The sequence below is a fragment of the Nocardia brasiliensis ATCC 700358 genome (genome assembly GCF_000250675.2).
Classification (GTDB): Bacteria; Actinomycetota; Actinomycetes; order Mycobacteriales; family Mycobacteriaceae; genus Nocardia; species Nocardia brasiliensis_B.
Window position 1 is genome coordinate 3,025,313 of sequence record NC_018681.1, and the last position, 22,296, is coordinate 3,047,608.

22 protein-coding genes are annotated in these 22,296 nt (G+C 68.8%); 17 read left to right on the forward strand and 5 right to left on the reverse strand.

Annotation, left to right across the window (positions count from 1 at the left end; all coding sequences use genetic code 11):
* Positions 1-96: 96 nt before the first annotated feature.
* The 6 genes from argC to O3I_RS13710 are packed head-to-tail and all read left to right on the forward strand — an operon-like array spanning position 97 to position 5,986.
* Positions 97-1,170 carry an N-acetyl-gamma-glutamyl-phosphate reductase gene (argC, locus tag O3I_RS13685; protein ID WP_041563757.1) on the forward strand — a complete coding sequence of 358 codons (1,074 nt, stop codon included), beginning with the start codon at positions 97-99 and terminating at the stop codon, positions 1,168-1,170.
* Positions 1,167-2,393 carry a bifunctional glutamate N-acetyltransferase/amino-acid acetyltransferase ArgJ gene (gene argJ / locus O3I_RS13690; RefSeq protein ID WP_014983519.1) on the forward strand — a complete coding sequence of 409 codons (1,227 nt, stop codon included), beginning with the start codon at positions 1,167-1,169 and terminating at the stop codon, positions 2,391-2,393. The genes argC and argJ overlap by 4 nt, the downstream gene beginning before the upstream one ends.
* Positions 2,390-3,316, forward strand: a complete 927-nt coding sequence (argB, locus tag O3I_RS13695) for an acetylglutamate kinase (protein ID WP_014983521.1) — start codon at positions 2,390-2,392, stop codon at positions 3,314-3,316. The genes argJ and argB overlap by 4 nt, the downstream gene beginning before the upstream one ends.
* Positions 3,313-4,536 carry an acetylornithine transaminase gene (locus O3I_RS13700; RefSeq protein WP_014983522.1) on the forward strand — a complete coding sequence of 408 codons (1,224 nt, stop codon included), beginning with the start codon at positions 3,313-3,315 and terminating at the stop codon, positions 4,534-4,536. Before argB ends, O3I_RS13700 begins: the two co-directional genes overlap by 4 nt.
* A complete protein-coding gene (gene argF, locus O3I_RS13705; RefSeq protein ID WP_014983523.1) occupies positions 4,533-5,501 on the forward strand; it encodes an ornithine carbamoyltransferase in 969 nt (322 codons plus the stop codon). The genes O3I_RS13700 and argF overlap by 4 nt, the downstream gene beginning before the upstream one ends.
* On the forward strand, positions 5,498-5,986 hold the full coding sequence (locus O3I_RS13710) for an arginine repressor (RefSeq protein WP_014983524.1): 489 nt from the start codon (positions 5,498-5,500) through the stop codon (positions 5,984-5,986). The genes argF and O3I_RS13710 overlap by 4 nt, the downstream gene beginning before the upstream one ends.
* A 6-nt stretch (positions 5,987-5,992) precedes the next feature.
* Here O3I_RS13710 and O3I_RS45525 read toward each other — a convergent pair whose 3' ends face one another.
* On the reverse strand, positions 5,993-6,157 hold the full coding sequence (locus O3I_RS45525) for a hypothetical protein (protein WP_156055162.1): 165 nt from the start codon (positions 6,155-6,157) through the stop codon (positions 5,993-5,995).
* A 271-nt stretch (positions 6,158-6,428) separates the two neighbouring features.
* Here O3I_RS45525 and O3I_RS13715 point away from each other — a divergent pair, with 271 nt between their 5' ends.
* From O3I_RS13715 to argH, 3 genes are all read left to right on the forward strand, one after another.
* Positions 6,429-7,631, forward strand: a complete 1,203-nt coding sequence (locus O3I_RS13715; protein WP_014983525.1) for an argininosuccinate synthase — start codon at positions 6,429-6,431, stop codon at positions 7,629-7,631.
* 61 nt (positions 7,632-7,692) lie between these two features.
* Positions 7,693-8,592, forward strand: a complete 900-nt coding sequence (locus O3I_RS13720) for an SAM-dependent methyltransferase (protein ID WP_041563758.1) — start codon at positions 7,693-7,695, stop codon at positions 8,590-8,592.
* A gap of 14 nt (positions 8,593-8,606) precedes the next feature.
* Positions 8,607-10,028: an argininosuccinate lyase gene (gene argH, locus O3I_RS13725; RefSeq protein ID WP_014983527.1), complete on the forward strand. Its 1,422-nt coding sequence runs from the start codon at positions 8,607-8,609 to the stop codon at positions 10,026-10,028.
* A gap of 65 nt (positions 10,029-10,093) precedes the next feature.
* Here the strand turns inward: argH and O3I_RS13730 are convergent, their stop codons facing one another.
* The gene (locus O3I_RS13730; RefSeq protein ID WP_041562597.1) at positions 10,094-10,780 is read right to left on the reverse strand and encodes a hypothetical protein; all 687 of its coding nucleotides are present in this window, start codon (positions 10,778-10,780) and stop codon (positions 10,094-10,096) included.
* Between the two features lie 63 nt (positions 10,781-10,843).
* On the opposite strand from O3I_RS13730, the gene O3I_RS13735 reads away from it, so the two are divergent.
* The 5 genes from O3I_RS13735 (at position 10,844) to O3I_RS13755 (ending at position 16,017) form a co-directional block, all read left to right on the forward strand.
* Positions 10,844-11,167 carry a DMT family transporter gene (locus O3I_RS13735; RefSeq protein ID WP_014983529.1) on the forward strand — a complete coding sequence of 108 codons (324 nt, stop codon included), beginning with the start codon at positions 10,844-10,846 and terminating at the stop codon, positions 11,165-11,167.
* A 325-nt stretch (positions 11,168-11,492) separates the two neighbouring features.
* Positions 11,493-12,299 carry an ATP-binding cassette domain-containing protein gene (locus tag O3I_RS13740; protein WP_014983530.1) on the forward strand — a complete coding sequence of 269 codons (807 nt, stop codon included), beginning with the start codon at positions 11,493-11,495 and terminating at the stop codon, positions 12,297-12,299.
* Positions 12,296-13,366: an ABC transporter permease gene (locus O3I_RS13745; RefSeq protein ID WP_014983531.1), complete on the forward strand. Its 1,071-nt coding sequence runs from the start codon at positions 12,296-12,298 to the stop codon at positions 13,364-13,366. The genes O3I_RS13740 and O3I_RS13745 overlap by 4 nt, the downstream gene beginning before the upstream one ends.
* 34 nt (positions 13,367-13,400) lie before the next feature.
* Entirely contained in the window at positions 13,401-14,375 is a 975-nt protein-coding gene (locus tag O3I_RS13750) for an ABC transporter substrate-binding protein (protein WP_014983532.1), read from the forward strand.
* 253 nt (positions 14,376-14,628) lie between these two features.
* A complete protein-coding gene (locus O3I_RS13755; RefSeq protein WP_237748297.1) occupies positions 14,629-16,017 on the forward strand; it encodes a M28 family metallopeptidase in 1,389 nt (462 codons plus the stop codon).
* Positions 16,018-16,139: 122 nt separating this feature from the next.
* Here the strand turns inward: O3I_RS13755 and ilvA are convergent, their stop codons facing one another.
* Both ilvA and O3I_RS13765 read right to left on the reverse strand, forming a co-directional pair.
* Complete coding sequence (gene ilvA, locus O3I_RS13760) at positions 16,140-17,375, reverse strand: threonine ammonia-lyase (protein WP_014983534.1); 1,236 nt, start codon at positions 17,373-17,375, stop codon at positions 16,140-16,142.
* 79 nt (positions 17,376-17,454) lie between these two features.
* Positions 17,455-18,621 carry a serine hydrolase domain-containing protein gene (locus O3I_RS13765; RefSeq protein ID WP_014983535.1) on the reverse strand — a complete coding sequence of 389 codons (1,167 nt, stop codon included), beginning with the start codon at positions 18,619-18,621 and terminating at the stop codon, positions 17,455-17,457.
* A gap of 145 nt (positions 18,622-18,766) precedes the next feature.
* On the opposite strand from O3I_RS13765, the gene O3I_RS13770 reads away from it, so the two are divergent.
* The 3 genes from O3I_RS13770 (at position 18,767) to O3I_RS13780 (ending at position 21,818) form a co-directional block, all read left to right on the forward strand.
* Positions 18,767-19,489: a GntR family transcriptional regulator gene (locus tag O3I_RS13770; protein ID WP_014983536.1), complete on the forward strand. Its 723-nt coding sequence runs from the start codon at positions 18,767-18,769 to the stop codon at positions 19,487-19,489.
* A gap of 83 nt (positions 19,490-19,572) precedes the next feature.
* Positions 19,573-21,081, forward strand: coding sequence for an NCS1 family nucleobase:cation symporter-1 (locus O3I_RS13775; RefSeq protein ID WP_014983537.1), 1,509 nt, complete (start codon positions 19,573-19,575; stop codon positions 21,079-21,081).
* Positions 21,081-21,818, forward strand: coding sequence for an aspartate/glutamate racemase family protein (locus tag O3I_RS13780; protein WP_041563760.1), 738 nt, complete (start codon positions 21,081-21,083; stop codon positions 21,816-21,818). Before O3I_RS13775 ends, O3I_RS13780 begins: the two co-directional genes overlap by 1 nt.
* Positions 21,819-21,878: 60 nt before the next feature.
* Here O3I_RS13780 and O3I_RS13785 read toward each other — a convergent pair whose 3' ends face one another.
* On the reverse strand, positions 21,879-22,229 hold the full coding sequence (locus tag O3I_RS13785; RefSeq protein WP_014983539.1) for a hypothetical protein: 351 nt from the start codon (positions 22,227-22,229) through the stop codon (positions 21,879-21,881).
* Positions 22,230-22,296: the final 67 nt, after the last annotated feature.

Sequence of the window (22,296 nt, forward strand, 5' to 3'; positions counted from 1 at the left end):
GGATGTGGCGCCTCGCCGGTGGCTGGATCAAGGGCGGGTAGTGGGGAAACCGGCCCTGGCTATGAATGAGCTTGCATGGTCGTGCATAATCATCACATGGTTGATTCGGTGCACGCGCCGGCGTCGACCGCGCCCGCGCTGCGGGTGGCGGTGGCCGGGGCGAGTGGGTACGCGGGTGGCGAAGTGCTACGCCTGTTGCTGGGGCACCCGGCATACCGCGACGGGCGCCTGGAGATCGGCGCGCTGACGGCGGGGGCGAATGCCGGGACGGCGCTGGGGGAGTTGCAGCCGCATCTGCTGCCGCTGGCGGACCGGGTGCTCGGCCCGACGAGTGCCGACGAGCTGGCCGGTCACGACATCGTGTTCCTCGGCCTGCCGCACGGCCAGTCCGCGGCGATCGCCGCCCAGCTGCCCGACTCGACGGTGATCATCGACTGCGGCGCCGACTTCCGGTTGACGGACGCGCAGGCGTGGGAGAAGTACTACGGCAGCCCGCACGCGGGCAGCTGGCCCTATGGCCTGCCCGAACTGCCCGGCGGCCGGGAGCGGCTGCGCGGCGCGCGCCGGATCGCGGTACCGGGGTGCTATCCGACCGTGGCCAGCCTCGCGCTGGCGCCCGCGGTCGCGGCGGGCATCGTCGCACCGCAGGTGAATGTCGTTGCGGTGAGCGGAACTTCGGGCGCGGGCCGCAAACTCGACGTGGGCCTGCTCGGCTCCGAGGTGATGGGATCGGCGCGCGCGTACGGTATCGCCGGGGCGCACCGGCACACGCCGGAGATCGCGCAGAACCTGAAGGCGGCGGGCGGCACCGAGATCGCGGTGTCGTTCACTCCGGTGCTCGCGCCGATGCCGCGCGGCATCCTCGCCACCTGCACCGCGCCGACCACGGTGGACGTCGCGCAGGCGCGCGCCGTCTATGAAAAGGCTTACGCCGACGAACCTTTCGTGCATCTGCTGCCCGAGGGCGTACTGCCGCAGACCGGTGCGGTGCTGGGCGCGAACGCCGTCACCCTGCAGGTGGCGGTGGACACCGACGCGGGCCTGCTCGTGGTGATCGGTGCGATCGACAATTTGACCAAGGGCACCGCGGGCGCCGCGGTGCAATCCATGAATCTGGCCGTCGGATTCGACGAGACCGCAGGACTTTCCACCGTAGGAGTGGCACCGTGACGACATTCGCCGCAGCATCGAACGCGAACGGCAGGCTGGTACGCAACCAGGGCGTGACCGGACCGCTCGGCTTCCGCGCGGCCGGTATCGCGGCGGGCATCAAGGCGAGCGGAAAGCCGGACCTGGCTCTGGTTTTCAACGAAGGGCCCGAGTACGCGGCGGCGGGCGTGTTCACCAGCAACAAGATCAAGGCCGCTCCGGTGCTGTGGTCTCAGCAGGTGCTCACCGGTAAGCGGCTGCGCGCGGTGATCCTGAATTCCGGCGGCGCGAACGCCTGCACCGGGCCGGGCGGCTTCCAGGACACGCACAAGACCGCCGAGGAACTCGCTGCGGCTCTGAGCAATTGGGGCACCGAGACCGGCGCGGGGGAGATCGCGGTCTGCTCGACCGGGCTGATCGGCGACCGGCTGCCGATGGACAAGGTGATTCCCGCGATCACCGAGATCGTGCACGAGATGGGCGGCGGCCTGTCCGGCGGCCTGGACGCGGCCCACGCCATCATGACCACCGACACCGTGCCCAAGGAAGCGGCCTTCCATCACCGCGACAAGTGGAACGTGGGCGGGATGGCCAAGGGCGCGGGCATGCTGGCGCCCTCGCTGGCGACCATGCTGGTGGTGCTGACCACCGACGCCGCCGTCGGCGCCGACCAGCTGGATCAGGCGCTGCGCAACGCGACCGCGCGCACCTTCGACCGGCTCGACGTGGACGGCTCCTGCTCCACCAACGACACGGTGCTGCTGCTCGCCAACGGCGCGAGCGAAGTGACCCCGAGCCAGGCCGATCTCGACGCCGCCGTCCTCGCCGTGTGCGACGACCTGGCCGCGCAGCTGATGGCCGACGCCGAGGGCGTCACCAAGCGGGTCCTGGTGACGGTGGCCGGCGCGGTGAGCGAGGACGAGGCGGTTGCCGCGGCTCGCACGGTCGCCCGCGACAGCCTGGTCAAGACCGCGCTGTTCGGTTCGGACCCGAACTGGGGCCGGGTGCTCGCCGCGGTCGGCATGGCGCCGGTCACCCTCGATCCGAACCGGATCTCGGTGTCGTTCAACGGAAATCCGGTGTGCGTCGACGGGGCAGGCGCACCCGGCGCCCGCGATGTCGACCTGTCCGGGATGGACATCGAGGTGCGCATCGAGCTGAATGTCGGTGAGGCACAGGCGACTATCCGCACCACCGACCTCTCGCACGGGTACGTCGAAGAGAATTCGGCCTACAGCTCATGACCGGCCAACTGCACCACGAGCTTTCGGCGCTGGACAAGGCGCATGTGCTGGCCGACGCGCTGCCCTGGTTGCAGAAGTTCCGCGACAAGATCGTGGTGGTGAAGTTCGGCGGCAACGCCATGGTCGACGCCGAACTCGAGCAGGCCTTCGCCGCGGACATGGCCTTCCTGCGCACCGTCGGCGTGCATCCGGTGGTGGTGCACGGCGGCGGGCCGCAGATCAGCGCGATGCTGAAAAAGCTCGGCCTGCAAGGCGAATTCCGCGGCGGCTTCCGGGTGACCACGCCCGAGGTGATGGACGTCGTGCGTATGGTGCTGTTCGGGCAGGTCGGTCGCGAGCTGGTCGGGCTGATCAACGCGCACGGTCCGTACGCGGTCGGCATCTCGGGGGAGGACGCGGGCCTGTTCACCGCGACCCGCCGCACCGTCGAGGTCGATGGCGTGCCGACCGATATCGGCCTGGTCGGCGACGTCAGCGAGGTGAATCCGGACGCGGTGCTCGATCTGATCGACGCTGGCCGCATTCCGGTGGTCTCCACCATCGCGCCGGACGCCGACGGCGTGGTGCACAACATCAACGCCGACACCGCCGCGGCCGCACTCGCCGAGGGGATCGGCGCGGAGAAGCTCGTGGTGCTCACCGATGTCGAGGGCCTGTACACCGAGTGGCCGGACCGCTCGTCGCTGATCACCCGGATCGATACCGCGGCGCTGGCCGAGTTGCTGCCCCGGCTCGACGCGGGCATGGTGCCCAAGATGGAAGCCTGCTTGCGCGCCGTGCACGGCGGCGTGCCGACCGCCCATGTCATCGACGGCCGCATCCCGCACTCCGTGCTGCTGGAACTGTTCACCGGAGAAGGAATCGGAACGATGGTGACGCCCGCCCCGGCCGGGGCCGGCTCGCCGGACGGAACGAAACAATGAGCAAAGACCAGGAATTCCAACAGCGGTGGTCCGCCGCGATGATGAACAACTACGGCACCCCGAAGCTGACGCTGGTGCGTGGCGCGGGTGCGGTGGTCTACGACGCGGACGGTAACCGCTATGTCGATTTCCTCGGCGGCATCGCGGTCAACAGTCTCGGCCACGCCCATCCGGCGATCCTCGCCGCGGTCACCCAGCAGCTGGGCACGCTCGGCCATGTCTCGAATATCTATGCGAACGAGCCGGTCATCGAATTGGCGGAACGGTTGCTCGCGCATTTCGGCGACGGCGCCACCGACGACGGGCATGCCGGACGCGCGTTCTTCTGCAATTCGGGGACCGAGGCGAACGAGGCGGCGTTCAAGATCGCGCGGCTGACCGGCCGGTCCAAGATCGTCGCCTGCGAGGAGGCGTTCCACGGCCGCACCATGGGCGCGCTCGCGCTCACCGGGCAGGCGGCCAAGCGCACGCCGTTCGAGCCGATGCCCGCGGGCGTGGTGCACGTGCCCTACGGTGACGCCGCCGCGCTCGAGGCCGCGGTCGACGACGACACCGCCGCGGTGTTCCTCGAGCCGATGATGGGGGAGAGCGGCGTGGTGGTGCCGCCGTTCGACTACCTCGCCAAGGCGCGGGAGATCACCGCGCGCAACGGCGCGCTGCTCATCCTCGACGAGGTGCAGACCGGCATCGGCCGGACCGGAAAGTTCTACGCGCACCAGGCCGTCGGCATCGTGCCCGACGTGATCACGCTGGCGAAGGGACTCGGCGGCGGACTGCCGATCGGCGCGGTGCTGGCCACCGGCCGGGCGGCCGAGCTGCTCACCCCGGGCTTGCACGGCACCACCTTCGGCGGCAACCCGGTCTGCGCGGCGGCCGCGCTCGCGGTGTTGCGCACCATCGATGAGAAGGGTCTGCTCGCGCACGTCGAGTCGGTCGGCAAGCGGCTCAGCGACGGCATCGAACTGCTGGAACATCCGCTGATCGATCAGGTGCGTGGTGCGGGACTGCTGCTCGGCATCGTGCTCACCGATGCGATCTCGGCGCAGGTCGAGGCGCGGGCGCGGGCGGCGGGCTATCTGGTGAATCCGGCCAAGCCCGACGTCATCCGGCTCGCCCCGCCGCTGATCCTGACCGAAACCCAAGCCGACAACTTCGTCGCCGATCTGCCCGGGATCCTCGACGCCGCCACCCAAGACGCAAAGGAGGCTGCGGCGCAATGACTTCCACAGCTGCGGGGACCTCGGCCCCGATCCGGCACTTTCTCCGTGACGACGACGTGAGCCCGGCCGAGCAGGCCGAAATCCTCGCCCTCGCCGCCGAACTCAAGCACGCGCCGTTCTCGCAACGGCCGCTGGAGGGGCCGCGCGGGGTCGGGGTGATCTTCGAGAAGAACTCCACCCGCACCCGGTTCTCGTTCGAGGTGGGCATCGCTCAGCTCGGCGGGCACGCGGTGGTGGTGGACGGGCGCGACACCCAGCTCGGCCGCGAGGAGACGCTCGGCGACACCGGCCGGGTGCTGTCCCGCTATGTCGACGCGATCGTCTGGCGCACCTTCGAACAGGTCCGGCTGGACGAAATGGCCGCGACCGCAACGGTTCCGGTGGTGAACGCGCTGTCCAACGAATTCCACCCCTGCCAGGTGCTCGCCGATCTGCAGACCCTGGTCGAGCGCAAGGGCAACCTGGTGGGCCGCACTCTCGCCTACTTCGGTGACGGCGCGAACAACATGGCGCACTCGCTGCTGCTCGGCGGCGTCACCGCCGGATTGAACGTCACCATCGCGGCGCCCACCGGGTTCGAACCGCTGCCGTGGATCGTGGAGGCGGCGCGCAAGCGGGCCGCCGAGACCGGCGCCACCATCACGCTCACCGACGATCCGCAGGCGGCGGCCGACGGCGCGGACGCGCTGGTCACCGACGCCTGGACCTCGATGGGACAGGAGAACGACGGGCTCGACCGCGTCGGTCCGTTCCGGCCGTTCCAGGTGAACTCGGCGTTGCTCGGGCGCGCCGACGCCGATGCCGTGGTGCTGCACTGCCTGCCCGCGCATCGGGGCGAGGAGGTCACCGACGAGGTGCTCGACGGTCCGCACAGCGTGGTGTGGGACGAGGCCGAGAACCGGCTGCACGCGCAGAAGGCGCTGCTGGTCTGGTTGCTGGCCAAGCGAAGTGACGGTGGGGCGTGACCGGTCCGGAGATCGCGCGGACCCGCGCCGGGCGCCAGTCGCGCATCGTCGAGCTGCTGACCGCGCACGCGGTCCGCAGCCAGACCGAACTGGCCGCGCTGCTCTCCGCCGAGGGCATCGAGACCACCCAGGCCACGCTCTCGCGGGATCTGGACGAACTGGGCGCGGTCAAGCTGCGCGCGGCCGACGGCGGCGCGGGCGTCTACGTGGTGCCCGAGGACGGCAGCCCCATCCGCGGGGTCACCGGCGGCACCGACCGGCTGGCGAAGCTGCTCGGCGATCTGCTGGTCTCCACCGACCACAGCGGCAACATCGCGGTGCTGCGCACCCCGCCGGGCGCGGCGCACTACCTGGCCAGCGCGCTGGACCGGGCGGCGCTGCCCTACATCGTCGGCACCATCGCGGGTGACGACACCATCGCCGTCATCGCCCGCGAGCCGTTCACCGGCGCCGAACTGGCGGCGAAGATCGAGGAGATCGCCTGAGCGGCGTCAGCTGAACGGGTACTGGCCACCGCCGCCGCTGCGCGGGGTGCCGCCGTTGTCGGGGGTGGCCACGTTGATGATGTCCTGGATGAGGTCGACCACCGCGCGACCGACGTCGAGGACGCCGTTGCCGAGGGTGCTGAATTCTTGCCCGATGAGATGCAGCAGCATGACGTTCTTCCTTCTGCCTGGCCGAACGTTTCCGCCCCCAAGGGTCGCACAGGACCGGGTTCGCCCGCGGGGATTCGCTTGATGGGCAGAGACTTTCGCCGGTCCGATGATGCGGTTCGGTAGCTGGGGCACCCCCGGTTATGCATGGGCTTGCATCATCGTGCATAATCATTTGTAGAACGTGCGGGCCCCGTGATCCCGAGGCGAACACCGGGGGCGGCAGTCGCCCGCACTTCGCACACACGTACCGAAACCGAGGAGCACACAGACCATGTCCGAACGCGTCGTACTCGCCTACTCCGGTGGGCTGGACACCTCCGTCGCGATCAGCTGGATCGGCAAGGAGACCGGCGCCGAGGTGGTGGCCGTGGCCATCGACCTGGGCCAGGGTGGCGAGGACATGAACGTGGTGCGCCAACGAGCGCTCGACTGCGGTGCGGTCGAGGCCATCGTGGTGGACGCCCGCGACGAGTTCGCCGACGAGTACTGCCTGCCCACCATCCAGGCCAACGCGATGTACATGGGGCAGTACCCGCTGGTCTCCGCGATCAGCCGGCCGCTCATCGTCAAGCACCTGGTGGAAGCGGCCAAGTTCCACGGCGCGAGCACCGTCGCGCACGGCTGCACCGGCAAGGGCAACGACCAGGTCCGCTTCGAGGTCGGCATCGGCGCGCTCGCGCCCGACCTGAACGTGATCGCCCCGGTTCGCGACTACGCCTGGACCCGGGAGAAGGCCATCGCCTTCGCCGAGGAGAACGCGCTGCCGATCAACGTCACCAAGAAGTCGCCTTTCTCGATCGACCAGAACGTGTGGGGCCGGGCCGTCGAGACCGGCTTCCTCGAAGATCTGTGGAACGCGCCGACCAAGGACGTCTACGACTACACCGCCGACCCGACCGTCAACTTCGAGGCGCCGGACGAGCTGATCGTGTCCTTCGAACGCGGTGTGCCGGTCGCCATCGACGGCCGTCCGGTCAGCGTGCTCGAAGCCATCGTCGAGCTGAACCACCGGGCCGGACGGCAGGGTGTCGGCCGGCTCGACATGGTCGAGGACCGGCTCGTCGGCATCAAGAGCCGCGAGATCTACGAGGCCCCCGGCGCGATCGCGCTGATCACCGCGCACCAGGCGCTGGAGAACGTCACCATCGAGCGTGAGCTGGGCCGGTACAAGCGCCAGGTCGAGCAGCGCTGGGGCGAGCTGGCCTACGACGGCCTCTGGTTCTCCCCGCTGAAGCGGGCGCTGGACGCCTTCATCGGCGACACCCAGCAGGCCGTCACCGGTGATATCCGGATGGTGCTGCACGGCGGCAGCGCGGTGGTCAACGGCCGTCGCTCGGACCAGTCGCTGTACGACTTCAACCTGGCCACCTACGACGAGGGTGACACCTTCGACCAGTCGCTGGCCAAGGGCTTCGTGCAGATCCACGGCCTGTCCTCCAAGGTCGCCGCGCGCCGGGACCTGAACCAGAAGTAGGCGGCGCGCGCAGTAGCCTCGGACGGGTCGGCCCTGACCGGCCGACCCGAAGGGAGCGATGATGCGGACCGACGACGACAGCTGGGACATCGTGACGAGTGTCGGCGCGACGGCGCTCGGCGTCGCCGCCGTGCGCGCGGGCGAATCCCGGCGGCCGGACGCGCTGTTCCGTGATCCGTACGCCGAGGTACTGGTGGACGCGGTCGATCCGGCTGCCTGGGCCCGGCTGAGTCAGGGCCTCGGCGATGCCGATCCGGCCGCGACGCGTTCCTACGGGCTGCTCGCCGACCTCATCGTCGCGCGCACCTGCTACTTCGACGACTTCTTCGCCGCCGTGGTGGCCGCGGGCATCCGGCAGATCGTGGTCGTGGCCGCCGGGCTCGACGCCAGGTCCTACCGGCTCGAATGGGCCGGCGGCAGTACGGTGTACGAGCTGGACCAGCCGAAAGTGTTGCAGTTCAAGGCTTCCGCGTTGGCGGCGCAGGGCATCGAACCGGCGGTCGAGCGCCGCGAGGTCCCGGTGGATCTGCGCGACGACTGGCCTGTCGCCTTGCGGGACAAGGGTTTCGACACCGCCGTGCCAACGGCGTGGCTCGTCGAGGGGCTGCTGCGCTACCTGCCCGCCGACGCCCAGGACCGGCTGCTGACGGCTGTGACGGAACTCAGCGCGCCGGGCAGCCGGGTCGCGCTCAACATGACCTTGGCCGAAGCGCCCGACACGGTGCACAGCGACGACGCCCGAGCGCGGATGCGGGCCGCGTTCGACGTCGATGTCGACGTGGGCACGCTGTGGTATCCGGCCGAGGGCCGCAGCGATCCGGTCGCCTGGTTCACCGAACACGGCTGGTCCGCCACGCGGGCCGACCCGGCGACCGTGCTCGCCGAGCACGGACGCCCGGTCGCCGCCGACCTTGCCGCGCACATGAGAACCCATCTACTGATGACCGCCATCCGACCCTGAGGAGACAGCACACCATGACGCAGAGCGGCAGCACGAACACCGGTGCGCTCTGGGGCGGGCGATTCGCGTCCGGACCGGCCGAGGCGATGGCCGCGCTGAGCAAGTCGACACAGTTCGACTGGGTCTTGGCGCCGTACGACGTTCGCGCGTCCAAGGCGCACGCCCGCGTGCTGCACAAGGCCGGGCTGCTGTCCGAGAGCGACCTCGCCGGGATGCTGGCCGGGCTGGATCAGCTTGCCGCGGACGTGGATTCGGGCGCGTTCGGCCCCGCCGACTCGGACGAGGACGTGCACGGCGCCCTGGAACGCGGGCTGATCGAACGGGTCGGCGCCGAACTCGGCGGCCGGTTGCGGGCCGGGCGATCCCGCAACGACCAGGTGGCCACGCTGTTCCGGATGTGGTTGCGCGACGCGGTCCGCCGGGTCGCGGCCGGACTGCTCGACGTCGTCGACGCGCTGGTGACGCAGGCCGGCGCGCACCCGGACGCGGTGATGCCGGGCAAGACGCACCTGCAAGCCGCACAGCCGGTGCTGCTCGCGCATCACCTGCTCGCACACGCTCATCCGCTGCTGCGTGATATCGATCGGCTGCGCGACTTCGACAAGCGGGCCGCGGTGTCGCCGTACGGTTCCGGCGCGCTGGCCGGCTCCTCGCTCGGGCTCGATCCCGAGGCGATCGCCGCCGAACTGGATTTCGATGCGGCGGCGGCCAATTCGATCGACGCCACGTCCTCGCGCGATTTCGCCGCCGAGGCCGCGTTCGTGCTCGCCATGATCGGCGTCGACCTCAGCCGTATGGCCGAAGAGGTGATCCTGTGGAGCACACCGGAATTCGGGTACATCACGCTGGCCGACGCCTGGTCCACCGGTTCCTCGATCATGCCGCAGAAGAAGAACCCGGACGTCTCCGAGCTCACCAGGGGCAAGGCGGGCCGGCTCATCGGGAACCTCACCGGCCTGCTGGCCACGCTGAAAGCGCAACCGCTGGCCTACAACCGGGATCTGCAGGAGGACAAGGAACCCCTGTTCGATTCGGTGGCGCAGCTGGAACTGCTGCTCCCGGCCATTGCGGGCCTGGTCTCGACCCTCACCTTCCACACCGAGCGGATGGCCGAACTCGCCCCCGCCGGTTTCACCCTCGCCACCGATATCGCCGAATGGCTGGTCCGGCGAGGTGTTCCGTTCCGAGTCGCGCACGAGGCGGCCGGTGCCTGCGTGCGTGCCGCGGAAGCGCGCGGCGTGGGACTCGACGAACTCACCGACGCGGAATTCGCCGCCATCGACCCCGCCCTCACCCCCCAGGTCCGCGAAGTACTCACCGTCGAGGGCTCCATCGCCTCCCGCAACGCCCGCGGCGGCACCGCGGGCCCCCAGGTCACCCGCCAACTCGACGACATCCGCACGGCCACCGGGGAAGTCCGCGACTGGCTGCGCTGATCCGCGCAGGTCGCCGAGGCCGCACCGGTGCGCTGCTGCGCGGACGGTGGACTGTGCGACGCGGTTCAGCGGGGGAGCAGGGCTGCTACGTGGAGCAGGGGAGCGGCCAGGGCGGGGATGGCGTTCGGGTCTTTGAGGCGGCCGGGACGGTAGGTGACCAAGTCGTGGTTGCCGACGCTCCAGTGCGGGACGACGTTGTGCAGGTGGGCGGTGATCAGGTCCTTGGTGACCAGCCAATGGGCGTACCTGGGGTCGGGTGAGACTATGCGGAAACGGGAATCGAAGTCCGGATTGCCGGTGGCGGTGGGTTTGTCGCCGAACAAGGTACGGCCCAGCTGTGAGAACAGTCCGCGGGTCAGCACGGCGACCGGCCGGTGCGGCTGGGGCAGGTGCACGACGATGACGATGTAGTAGTGCGTCGTCGTACTGGTCGTGCTGTGCGAGGTCGAGGAGAAGTTGCTGGACGAGGTGGTCTCGTAGGAATAGTCCGCGACGGTCACCCACCGGCCGTCGAGTTGCCCCGTCATCGTCACGCCCAGCCCGCGTTTGTTGCGCCCGGGCAGGCGCACGGTCCAGTCCGCCCGGACCCGCTCGGCGTAGGACCAGCCGTGCGCGTGCGCCCAGCCGGCCAGCGCGGCCTTACGCCTGCGCTCGGCGCGAATCGACAGCGGGACAACCACAACGAGCACGATCACGACGGCCACCACGATCGCGCCGATGATCAGCACCATCACGTCCACGCTGATCACCACACCTAGTCGCCGTTCGCCCCCCGCACCGCCTTGCCATTGTCCGATACTCGCTACGCTGCCGCCATGACCATGCTTCTGCTGGCCTTGGCCATCGCGTCCGAGGTGACCGCCACCGTTTCCCTGAAGCTGTCCGAGGGTTTCACCAAACTGGTCCCCTCGATCGTCGTGGTCATCGGTTACGGCGCCGCCTTCTGGTTCCTGTCCCAGTCGCTGAAGCGCGGCATGCAGATCGGCGTCGCCTACGGCATCTGGTCGGCCGTCGGCGTAGCCGCCATCGCCGTCATCGGCGTCCTCTTCCTGGACGAACGCCTCACCCTCATCCAGGTGGGCGGCATCGCCCTCGTCATCCTCGGCGTCCTCGCCCTGGAACTCGGCGGCCAGCACTGAACCCACGGCGGACTGCTTTCGGGACCGAACTGGTTCGTTTCACACGGTGACGACAGGAAAGGGTTGCGTCTTGTTCGACGCGAGGTCCGGTCGGCGGTTCCGGTGAAACGGGGGATTTTCGGAGCCGGTGTCTGAGGCAATTCTTGGTGCACTACTCCATAGCGTGTTCGTATGGAACATTGAGTGCATTGTTTTCGGGGTGGAAAAGTGGGATTGCGTTGGGGCGGACGCATTTTGTCGAAATCGTCCCATGAGATCGGGGGCGGTCGTAGCATCGGGCGATGGACTGGACGTTTGCTCAGCTGCGTGTCCGCGGATGTGGCCGATGACCTCGGACGATGCGGCGAAAACGGCCGATGTGCCTGCGGAATCGGTGGTCGCGTTGCGGGCCGAGGGACTGGTGAAGCGATACGGCGGTGTCGAGGCGCTGCGCGGCGCGAACTTTCAGGTGAGCGCGGGCGAAGTCGTCGCGTTGATCGGGGACAACGGCGCCGGCAAATCGACGCTCGTGAAATGCCTTTCCGGCGCCGAACAGCCCGATTCCGGGCGGATTCTGCTGGACGGCAAGCCGGTGGTACTGAATACTCCGACGGCGGCCCGCAAACTCGGCGTGGAAACCGTGTATCAGGATCTCGCGGTGGCCCCGGACCTGGATCCGGCGGCGAATCTGTTCCTCGGCCGGGAGCTGGTGCGCAAAGGGTTACCCGGCAAGCTCGGCATGCTCGACCGCACCGCGATGAGAGTCCAAGCGGTCGAACACTTCCGGCGGCTCGGCGTGACCCTGCAGAGCACCGACGTGCCCATCGGTTCGCTGTCGGGCGGTCAGCGGCAGAGCGTCGCGGTCGCCAGGGCGGTGATGTGGGCGAGCAAGGTGGTGTTCATGGACGAGCCGACCGCCGCGCTCGGCGTGGTGCAGCGGGAGCGGGTGCTGGACGTGATCCGCCGGGTCCGCGATCAGGGCATCGCCGTGGTGTTGATCAGTCACAACATGCCGGAGGTGCTGGCGGTCGCCGACCGCATCGAGGTGCTCCGGCTGGGCAAGCGGGTGGCGCGGTTCACCGCGGCCGACGCCACGCTCGAACAATTGGTGGGCGCCATGACCGGCGCGCTGTCACAGGAGGAAGCGGCATGACGCGCTCCGGCGGTTCCCCGGACGTCACCGTCGAGGCGACCGGCAACGGCAACGGCAAAGTCGAGCTGCCGCAACGCACTGTCCTGCAACGGCTCATGGGCGCGAGCACGGTGTGGATCGGCGTGGTGCTGGTCGTGCTGTGCATCGTGTTCAGCGTGCTGCGCCCCGACGCGTTCCCGACCCGGTTCACCTTTCAGACGCTGCTCATCGAAACCTCGGTGCTGCTGGTGCTTTCGGTGGGCATGACGTTCGTGATCATCACCTCCGGCATCGATCTCTCGGTGGGCATGGTGCTGATCTTCGCGGGCGTGATCGGCGCGAAGACGATGGAGGCGCTGAGCCCGGATCAGGACGCCACCAACGCGGGCTGGGGCATCATCGGCATCGGCTTCCTGCTTTCGGTTGTGGGCGGCGGTGTCTGGGGTCTGGTCAACGGAGTTCTGGTGGCCAAGGCCAAGATTCCGCCGCTGATCGTCACGCTGGGCTCGTTCGGCGCCGCGCTCGGTGCGGCGCAGCTGATCACCGGCGGCGTCGACACCCGCACAGTGCCCGAAAAGCTGCGCAACACACTGGGTTTCGGTACCACCCTGGGCGGCGTGCCGAACCTGGTCCTGGTCGCCACCGTGGTGACCGTGCTGGCCGCCTGGGTATTGCACACCACCCGTTTCGGCCGCTACACCTACGCCATCGGCTCCAACGAGGAGGCCGCGCGCCGCTCCGGCATCGCGGTCACCCGGCACCTGATCACCGTTTATCTGCTCACCGGGGTGCTGGCCGGGCTGGCCGGTTTCATGAATCTGGCCTACTTCGGCACCACCACGATCGGCGGCCACACGACAGACAACCTGGACGCCATCGCGGGCGTGGTGATCGGCGGCACCAGCCTGTTCGGCGGTGTCGGGTCGATCGTCGGCACGGTGATCGGCGTGTTCATCCCGTCGGTGCTGAAGAAGGGGTTCGTCATCGCGCAGGTGCCGGTGTTCTGGCAGCCGATCGCGGTGAGCGTGGTCCTCGTCGCGGCGGTCTGGTTCGACCAGCTCCGGCGCCGGGCCCGGGATCGGAAATAGGTATGGCAACAACAGAAATGGCGGAGGTAGCCGAATGAGGGTGGCGAAGCGGACCGCGGTGGTGATCGGCGCGATGGTGTCGGTCGGCGCGCTGCTGGCGGGTTGCAGTGGGCAGGTGAGTAATTCGGGCAGCGGCGACAGTAAGAAGCTGGTGCTGATCCCGGGCGTCGCGGACGAGCCGTTCTACATTTCGATGCAATGCGGCGCGCAGGACGAGGCCGCGAAACTCGGCTACAAGCTGGATACGCAGGCGCCGACCAAGTTCGACGCGGGCACGCAGACCCCGGTGCTGACCGGCGTGGTGGCGAACAAGCCGGGCGGCATCCTGATTGCGCCGACGCACGCCACCGCCATGGCCAATCCGATCAAGCAGGCCAAGGACGCGGGCATCAAGATCGTCGAGGTGGACACCGCGCTGGACGACACTTCCGTTGCGCTGTCGTCGATTTCGTCGGACAACAAGAAGGGCGGCGCGCTTGCGGCGCAGACCCTGGCGAAGCTGGTGGGGGACAAGGGCCCGGTCCTGGTGATCAACACCAAGGCGGGCACGTCCACCACCGACGCCCGTGCGCAGGGTTTCGAGGAGGCGGTCAAGAGCTTCCCCGGCATCACCTCGCTCGGCGTGCAGTACAACAACAACGAAGCGGCACAGGCGGCTTCGATCGTCACCGCGACGCTGGCGGCGCATCCCGATCTCGCCGGTATCTTCGCCACGAACCTGAGCTCCGCCGAGGGTGCGGCCACCGGTCTGCGCAACGCGAACAAGCTCGGCCAGGTGAAGCTGGTCGGCTTCGACGCCAGCCCGAAGCAGGTCGAGGACCTGAAAGCCGGTACGGTGCAAGCCCTTATCGCCCAGGATCCCGCGGGCATCGGCGCGAAGGGCGTCGATCAGGCGGTCGCCGCGATCGAGGGCAAGCCGGTGACCCGGACGATCCAGACCGACATGATCGCCATCACCCAGGCCGATATGGAGGCCAACTCGAAGTACTTCTACAAGCGCAAGTGCTGACCACCGCCCGATGAGGGGCCGACCGGACGCACACGCGTCCGGTCGGCACGGGCGGGACAACCTGGTACACAGCCGCTTTCCCCACTATCAACTGGGGTTTCATCACAGTGACGCATCGGCTTAATCTCCGACCATCCGGGATTCATCCATCCCTTCTGGAGGAGCCGATATGCCCCGCATCTTCCCCCGAGACAGGGCCGGCCGCGTTATCGCCGCAGCCACCGCTCTGCCCGTCGTTTTCTCACTCGCGCTGATGGGTTCCGCGTACGCGGAACCCGGCGCACCGCCCGAGCGGCAGTTGGCCGACTCGATCAAGGCACCCGCCGTGAAGCAGCACCTCGACCGGTTCCAGGCGATCGCCAACGCCAACGGCCGCACCCGCGCGGCAGGCACCGCCGGCTACGACGCCTCGCGCGACTACGTGGCCGGCGAGCTGCGCAAGGCCGGATACCAGGTGACCTTGCAGCCGTTCACCTTCCAGTCGTTCCGGGAGCGGACGACGGCGGTCATGGAACGGGTTTCCGGCGGCGCTACCAGCTATAAGGCGACCCCGGCGGACCGCAGTCAGCTCGGTGATTTCGCCACCCTGACCTACTCCGGCTCGGGCGAGACGAAGGCCGCGGTTCAGGGCGTCGACCTGGCCTTGTCGCCGCGTGGCGAGGCGAACGCCTCGACCTCCGGTTGTGAGGCAACGGACTTCGCGAAGTTCACCCGCGGCAACATCGCGCTGCTGCAGCGCGGCACCTGCACCGCGGCGGACAAAGCACGAAACGCCCAGGCCGCAGGCGCTTCCGGCGTGATCATCTTCAACGAGGGGCAGCCGGGCCGTACCGACGCCTTCACCGAGGCGCTCGACGAAAAGGGCATCACCGTGCCGGTCGTCGCCACCAGCTACGCCGTCGGCAAAGACCTTGCCGGCCAGTCGAACTCGGTGGTCCGCCTCAAGACCGACACCGAGGCGCTGCCCGCCACGACGCACAACGTGATCGCCGAATCCCCGCAGGGTAACGCGGAGAAGGTCGTGATGGCCGGTGCGCACCTCGATTCCGTGCGCGCGGGCGCCGGCATCAACGACAACGGTTCCGGCAGTGCGGCATTGCTAGAGATCGCGTTGCAGATGGCCACGTCCACGCCGAAGAACAAGGTCCGCTTCGCCTGGTGGGGCGCCGAGGAACTCGGCCTGGTCGGCTCGAAGTTCTACGTGAACAACCTGTCTCAGGCCAATCGCAACCGGATCGCGCTCTACCTGAACTTCGACATGATCGGTTCGATCAACTACGCCTACAAGATCTACGACGGCAGGCAGGGCCCGGCCGGTTCGGCCCAGATCGAGCAGAACTTCATCCGCTACTTCACCTCGAAGGGGCTGCCGTACGGGCGCACCGCGCTCGACGGACGGTCGGACTACGGCCCGTTCATGCGGGTGGGCATCTCGGTCGGTGGCCTGTTCACCGGCGCCGAAGGCATCAAGACCGCGCAGGAGCAGCGGCAGTTCGGCGGCACGGCGGGCCGTCCGTACGACCCCTGCTACCACCGTTCCTGCGATACGACGGCCAACATCAGTGACAAGGCGTTGACCGACAACGCCGGTGCGATCGCCGACGCGATGCAGACCTACGCGGCTGCCGACGTGCTCCCCTGAACGAATATCGTTCGGTAACAGCTTGATTCGTTGGTACCCACCCGTGTCGCCGTCCTCGACCGAGGGCGGCGACACGGCTGCGGGCGGTACACGACAGCCGCCCCGCCGCGCCGGTCGGCTATCTAGTCCTCGACGCGAACGGAGTAGCCCGCGTTGGTCAATGCGGTGAGGACGTCGTCGCGGTGCGCGTGGCCGCGGGTCTCCAGGGTGAGCGAGACCTCGACCTCGTTGAGCGCCAACCAGGTACCGGTCCGCGAGTGCGCGACGTCGACCACGCTGGCCCCGGTCTTGCCGACCACCGCGAGCAGCGCGCTGAGCCCACCGGGCCGGTCCGCGATCGTCACACGCACCGCGAGATAACGACCCGCCGCGCTCAATCCGTGGCCGATGAGCCGGGTGAGCAGCAGCGGATCGATATTGCCGCCGGACAGGATCGCGCACACCGGCCGGCTCAGGTCCAGATCCAGATCGGCTGCGGTACAACTCATCAGCGCCGCGACCGCCGCCGCGCCCGCGGGTTCCACGATCAGCTTCGCGCGTTCCAGGCAGAGCAGCAGTGCTTTGGACAGCGAGTCCTCGTCGACCGTCAGCATCGTCGAAACATGCTCGGCGACATGGGCGAACGGCACCTGACCCGGCTGGCCGACCGCGATGCCGTCGGCCATCGTCGACATCCGCCCGACCCGCACCGGCTTGCCCGCGGCCAGCGACCCCGGCCAGGCCGCTGCCTCGGCCGCCTGCACACCGATGACGCGCACCTGCGGCGCCAGCTTGTGCAGGGCCACCGCGACCCCGGCGATCAGCCCGCCCCCGCCGGTCGGCACGAGCACCGCGCCCAGGTCGGGGACCTGTTCCAGGATCTCCAGCGCCACCGTCGCCTGCCCGGCCACGATGTCCGGGTGATCGAACGGATGGATCAGCGTGGCGCCGGTGCGTTCGGCGAACTCCATCGCGGCGTCCAGGGAATCCTCGATGGTCTCGCCGACCTGCCGCACCTCGGCCCCGTAGGCCTTGGTCGCCGCCAGCTTCGGCAGCGACGCGCCGACCGGCATGAACACCGTCGAGGTGAGGCCCAGCGAGGCGGCCGCCCAGGCCACGCCCTGCGCGTGATTGCCCGCGCTCGCCGCGACCACGCCGCGCGCCCGGTCCTCGGCGGGCAGATTGGCGATCCGGTTGTACGCGCCGCGCGGTTTGAACGACCCGGTCCGCTGCAAGTTCTCACACTTGAGCAGCACCTCGGTGCCGACCCGCTCCGAGAGCACCCGCGAGGTGACCATCGGCGTCTTGCGCATCACCGGCGCGAGCAAGGCCGCGGCGGCCTCGATCCGTTCCATACCGACCAACTCCATGCCGCACATGCTGCCATCTCGGCCGCCATTCCTCCCACGAATCTTCGGCCATTTCTCCTTTACACCGAACGAAGGACAACAGCGCGATTCACCGTTTGGCGAGATTGTGTGCCAGCGCGCCGAGCCGGGCCAGCCGGGCATCGCCGAGCGGGGTGACCCGGCTGCCGAGCCGATTGGTGACGAAGGCGAGCCCCAATCCGGTGGCGGGGTCGGCGAAGGCGCCGGAGCCGCCGAGCCCGAAATGGCCGAACGCCGAGATGGGTTCGGCCTTGGACGGCTTCATCGGCACGCCGTGGAAGCCGAGCGCCCACGGGATGCGCAGGGCGAGAACATAATCGGGGGTGAAGATCTGGCGTTCGGCCATCGCCGTGATGGTTTCGGGCCGCAGCAGCTGGAAGCCGTCCAACGTGCCGCCGTCGGCGAGCGCGCCGTAGAGCCGCGCGAGGGCGCGGGCGCTGAAGACGCCGTTGACGCCGGGCATCACCGAATCATGCAGGCGCGGATCGGCGATCAGTTCCGCGAAGCCGTTCGGCGTGGTGTCCATGGCGGCCGCGAACCTGGTCCTGCGGGTGAGCCGACGGCTGTTCTCCCAGCTCATCCCCGCCACGGTCAGCCGAGGGAAGTTGGTCGCGATGCGCCCGCGTTCGGCTTCGGGCACCCGGAACCAGAGTTCTTCGGCGCCGAGCGGTTCGGCGATCTCGGTGCGCAGCACGTCGGTGAACTTCGCCCCGCTCACCCGGCGCACCAGCTCGGCCACCAAATGCCCGAACGTGATGCCGTGATAGCCGCTGGTGACCAGCCGGCGCGGATCCGGCGTCCCCGCGGCCAGGGCCTCGGTCACCGCCACATCGTCGAAGAATCGCTCCACGGGCCCGGGCAGCAGATCCCGCAGCCGATGCAAACCCGCTCGGTGCGTGAGCAATTCGCGCACCGTGAGCCGATCCTTGCCCGCCGCACCGAATTCGGGCCAGTACGTGGTGACCAGCTCGTCGTAGTCCAGCAGGCCGCGCTCGGCGAACCTGTGCAGCAGCGTGCTCGCGACACCCTTTCCGGTGGAGAACGCCATGGCCACCGTGTCCTGCGCCCACGGCACGCCGGGCCGCGCGAACCCCGCCCAGACATCGACCACGGGCTCGCCGTGCAGATAGACCGCCAGCGCGCCGCCGCCGTCGGCGGGCCGGCGGAACAGCCGGTCGAACTCGGCGACCAGGGTCGCGAACCGGCGATCTACGAACTGTGCTGTCGAAACCGTCATCGCCAAACTCTCTGTTGTACGGATCGATTCCAGGATGGCATGCCCCCGCGCGGCGCCCGCACACCCGCCGGTGCCCGCGGGCAGACGTTTCCTGAGCGTCACAATGCCGACCGAGATCGCAACATGCCTGGTCTAGCGTGTTCGCATGCCCCCGAGACGACGTTCGGCGCTGCTCGCGCGGCTGGTCGCCGACACCCCGGGCCGCCCGCAGATCATCCTCGGCGAGCTACGCCGGGTGATCCTGGACGGTGCGGTGCCGCCGCGCACGGTCATCCCGCTGCGCGAGGTGGCGGAGCTGTTCGGCGTGAGTCATATCCCGGTCCGGGAGGCGCTCAAGACGTTGATCGGGGAGGGGTTGGTCACCCATCAGCCGCACGGCGGCTATGCCGTGGCCCAGCTCACCGCCACCGAGCTGCGCGAAATGTACATCGTGCGCGAGACCCTGGAGAGCGCCGCGCTCGCGGCCGCGGCGCGGCACGCGGACGCGGCCGACCGCGCCGAGCTGATCGCGGTGAACGTCGCGCTGGAACAGGCGATCCGGGACGACGATCCGGCCGCCTATCACCGCCGGTCCCGCGATTTCCATGTCGCGCTGACCCGGCCCTCACGCATGTTCCGGCTGTTGCAGATGCTCGAATCGGCCTGGAATGTCACCGAGCCGGTGCAGTCCATGGTGCACATCGGCCGCGCCGATCGGATCCGGCTGCACACCGACCACGCCCTGCTCCTCGACGCATTCCTGGCCCGCGATGTGGACCGTCTGCTCGGCCTGGCCGAACGGCATCACCGCAGGCTGGAGACCGTGCTCGCGACACTGCCGACCGATACCGGCCTGCTCGCACCGGAAGATATATCTGCCGCGCAATAGCCGGGAAATAACAACGCAACGGCCGGGCAATCGCGGCTTCCTACCGTCGGTGCGATCACAGATCCACCCGGATGGGAAACCTCATGACCGACGCACTCGTCCCGGCGGCGCCACTGTTCGCGCCGCCCGCTCGTCCCGCACCGGCGGGCAGCACACTGCCCGCCGAGTATCACCCCCGATTGACCAATGCCGATCTGGCGCCGCTGCGGGAGCAGAAATGGGGCGCCTACAACATCTTCGCGTTCTGGATGTCGGACGTGCACAGCGTCGGCGGCTACGTCACCGCGGGCAGCCTGTTCGCGCTCGGCCTGGCCGGCTGGCAGGTGCTCGCGGCACTGCTGATCGGGATCGCCATCGTGTACCTGTTCTGCAACCTGGTGGCGAAGCCGAGCCAGGTGACCGGCGTGCCGTATCCGGTCATGTGCCGCAGCGCCTTCGGGGTGCTGGGCGCGAACATACCCGCGATCATCCGCGGTCTGATCGCGGTGGCCTGGTACGGGATTCAGACGTTCCTGGCGTCGGCTGCCCTGGATGTCGTTCTGGTGAAACTCTTTCCAGGCTTGGCGCCCTACGCCGTCACCGAAGACCACGGCTTTCTCGGCCTTTCGCTGCTCGGCTGGGGGAGTTTCCTGACGCTGTGGGTGGTGCAGGCGGCGGTGTTCTGGCGCGGTATGGAAGCCATCCGCAGGTTCATCGACTTCTGCGGACCCGCCGTCTACGTGGTGATGTTCCTGCTGTGCGGCTACCTGATCGCCGAAGCCGGTTGGGGCGCCATCGATTTGAACCTCGGCGCGGTGACCTACACCGGCTGGGACGCGGTGCCGGTGCTGCTCGGCGCCATCGCGCTCGTGGTGTCCTACTTCTCCGGCCCGATGCTGAACTTCGGTGACTTCTCCCGCTACGGCCGGACTTTCGCGGCGGTGCGCCGTGGCAATCTGCTCGGTCTCCCGTTCAACTTCCTGGTCTTCGCGCTACTGGTGGTGATCACCGCCTCGCTGACCGTGCCGGTCTATGGTGAGCTGATCACCGACCCGGTGGCGACGGTCGCGCGGATCGACAGCACATTCGCGATCGTGCTGGGCGCGGTGACCTTCGCCGTCGCCACGATCGGCATCAATATCGTCGCGAACTTCATCTCGCCCGCCTTCGACTTCTCGCATGTGCACCCGCAGCGGATCAGCTGGCGGGCCGGCGGCATGATCGCCGCCGTGGGCTCGGTGCTGATCACCCCGTGGAACCTGTACAACAACCCGGAGGTGATCCACTACACGCTCGAGGTGCTCGGCGCGTTCATCGGCCCGCTGTTCGGCGTGCTGATCGCCGACTACTACCTGGTGCGCAAACAGCACGTGGTGGTGGACGACCTGTTCTCCATGGCGGAGTCCGGAAGATATTGGTACCGCGGGGGATACAACCCCGCGGCGGTGCTCGCCACCGTGGTGGGCGCGCTGGCGGCGGTGCTCCCGGTACTGGCCGGGGACGTCACCGGGATGTCCACGGCCGCACAGTACAGCTGGTTCATCGGCTGCGGACTGGGCTTCGCCGTCTACTACGTGCTGGCCACTCGAACGAAGTGGGCGGTGCGGGCCTGATGTGGATCCGGGTGATCAACCCGAACACGACGCGGGCGATGACCGACGCGATCGAGCCGTGCGCGCGCGCCGTGGTCGCGCCCGGCACCCGGCTCGACGCGGTGACCGCCGAGCTCGGTCCCGCGTCGATCGAGAGCCATTACGACGAAGCCCTCAGTGTCCCCGGGGTTCTCGCCGCCATCCGACTCGGCGAGGCGGAGGGAGTGGACGGCTACGTGCTTGCTTGCTTCGGTGATCCGGGCTTGGACGCCGCCCGGGAACTGGCCCGTGGACCGGTGATCGGGCTCGCCGAGGCGGCCATGGCCACGGCGAGTCACCTCGGCGGTGGTTTCAGCGTGGTCACCACGCTGAGCCGAACCGTCGGCCGGGCCGCCGATCTGGTGGAACGCTATGGGTGGCAACGATTCTGCCGTGGTATCCACGCCTGTGAGCTGCCGGTGCTCGCGCTGGAGACCGACCCGGACGCGCGCAAGATCGTCATCGAGGCCTGTCGCACGGCGGTCGACACCGACGGCTGCGATGCCATCGTGCTCGGCTGCGCGGGTATGGCGCGGCTGTGCACGGATATCAGTGCCGAGATCGGGGTGCCGGTCGTGGACGGCGTCGCGGCGGCGACGCTGACCGCGCAGTCGCTACTCACCCTGGGAGTGCGCAAGTCGGGGCGGGGCGAGTTCGCCACGCCACCACCCAAACCCTATGCGGGACTGCTCCGTTCGTTCGGCAGTCCCGCGGGCTGACCGGGCCGGAGCAGGCCGATGCCCCGCACGCGTCGAGCCTGCGGGGCATCGGGGGAGGGGTTATGCCGCTACCGCGGTCTGGAGCAGGTGCAGCGCGGTGTCCGGGTCGTCCACGTCGATGACGAGGCGGGTGAATGCGGCGCCGGCGAGTTCGATGCGCAGCGCGCGGCCGTCGAACCTGGTGTCCCAGAATTCTTTTCGGCCCTTGCCGCGGAAGGTGCCCGCGGCGATCACGCCGGGGAAGAAGGTGCCGGGCGTGCGCAGCCACGGCGGGCGCAGGTCCACCTCGGCCTTGGTCACCGCGGTGATGTCGGCTAGATCGAAAGTGATCTGCTCACGCAGCGCGAGGACCTGATGCCCACCGAGCACCTGGATCGTCACGGTCGTACCGGTGACCTCGACTTCAACCATTGCGCACCTCACTTAGCCGACAACTTGCTACGACATTCAGGATGCAAGACCGACCTGGTCGTAGCCT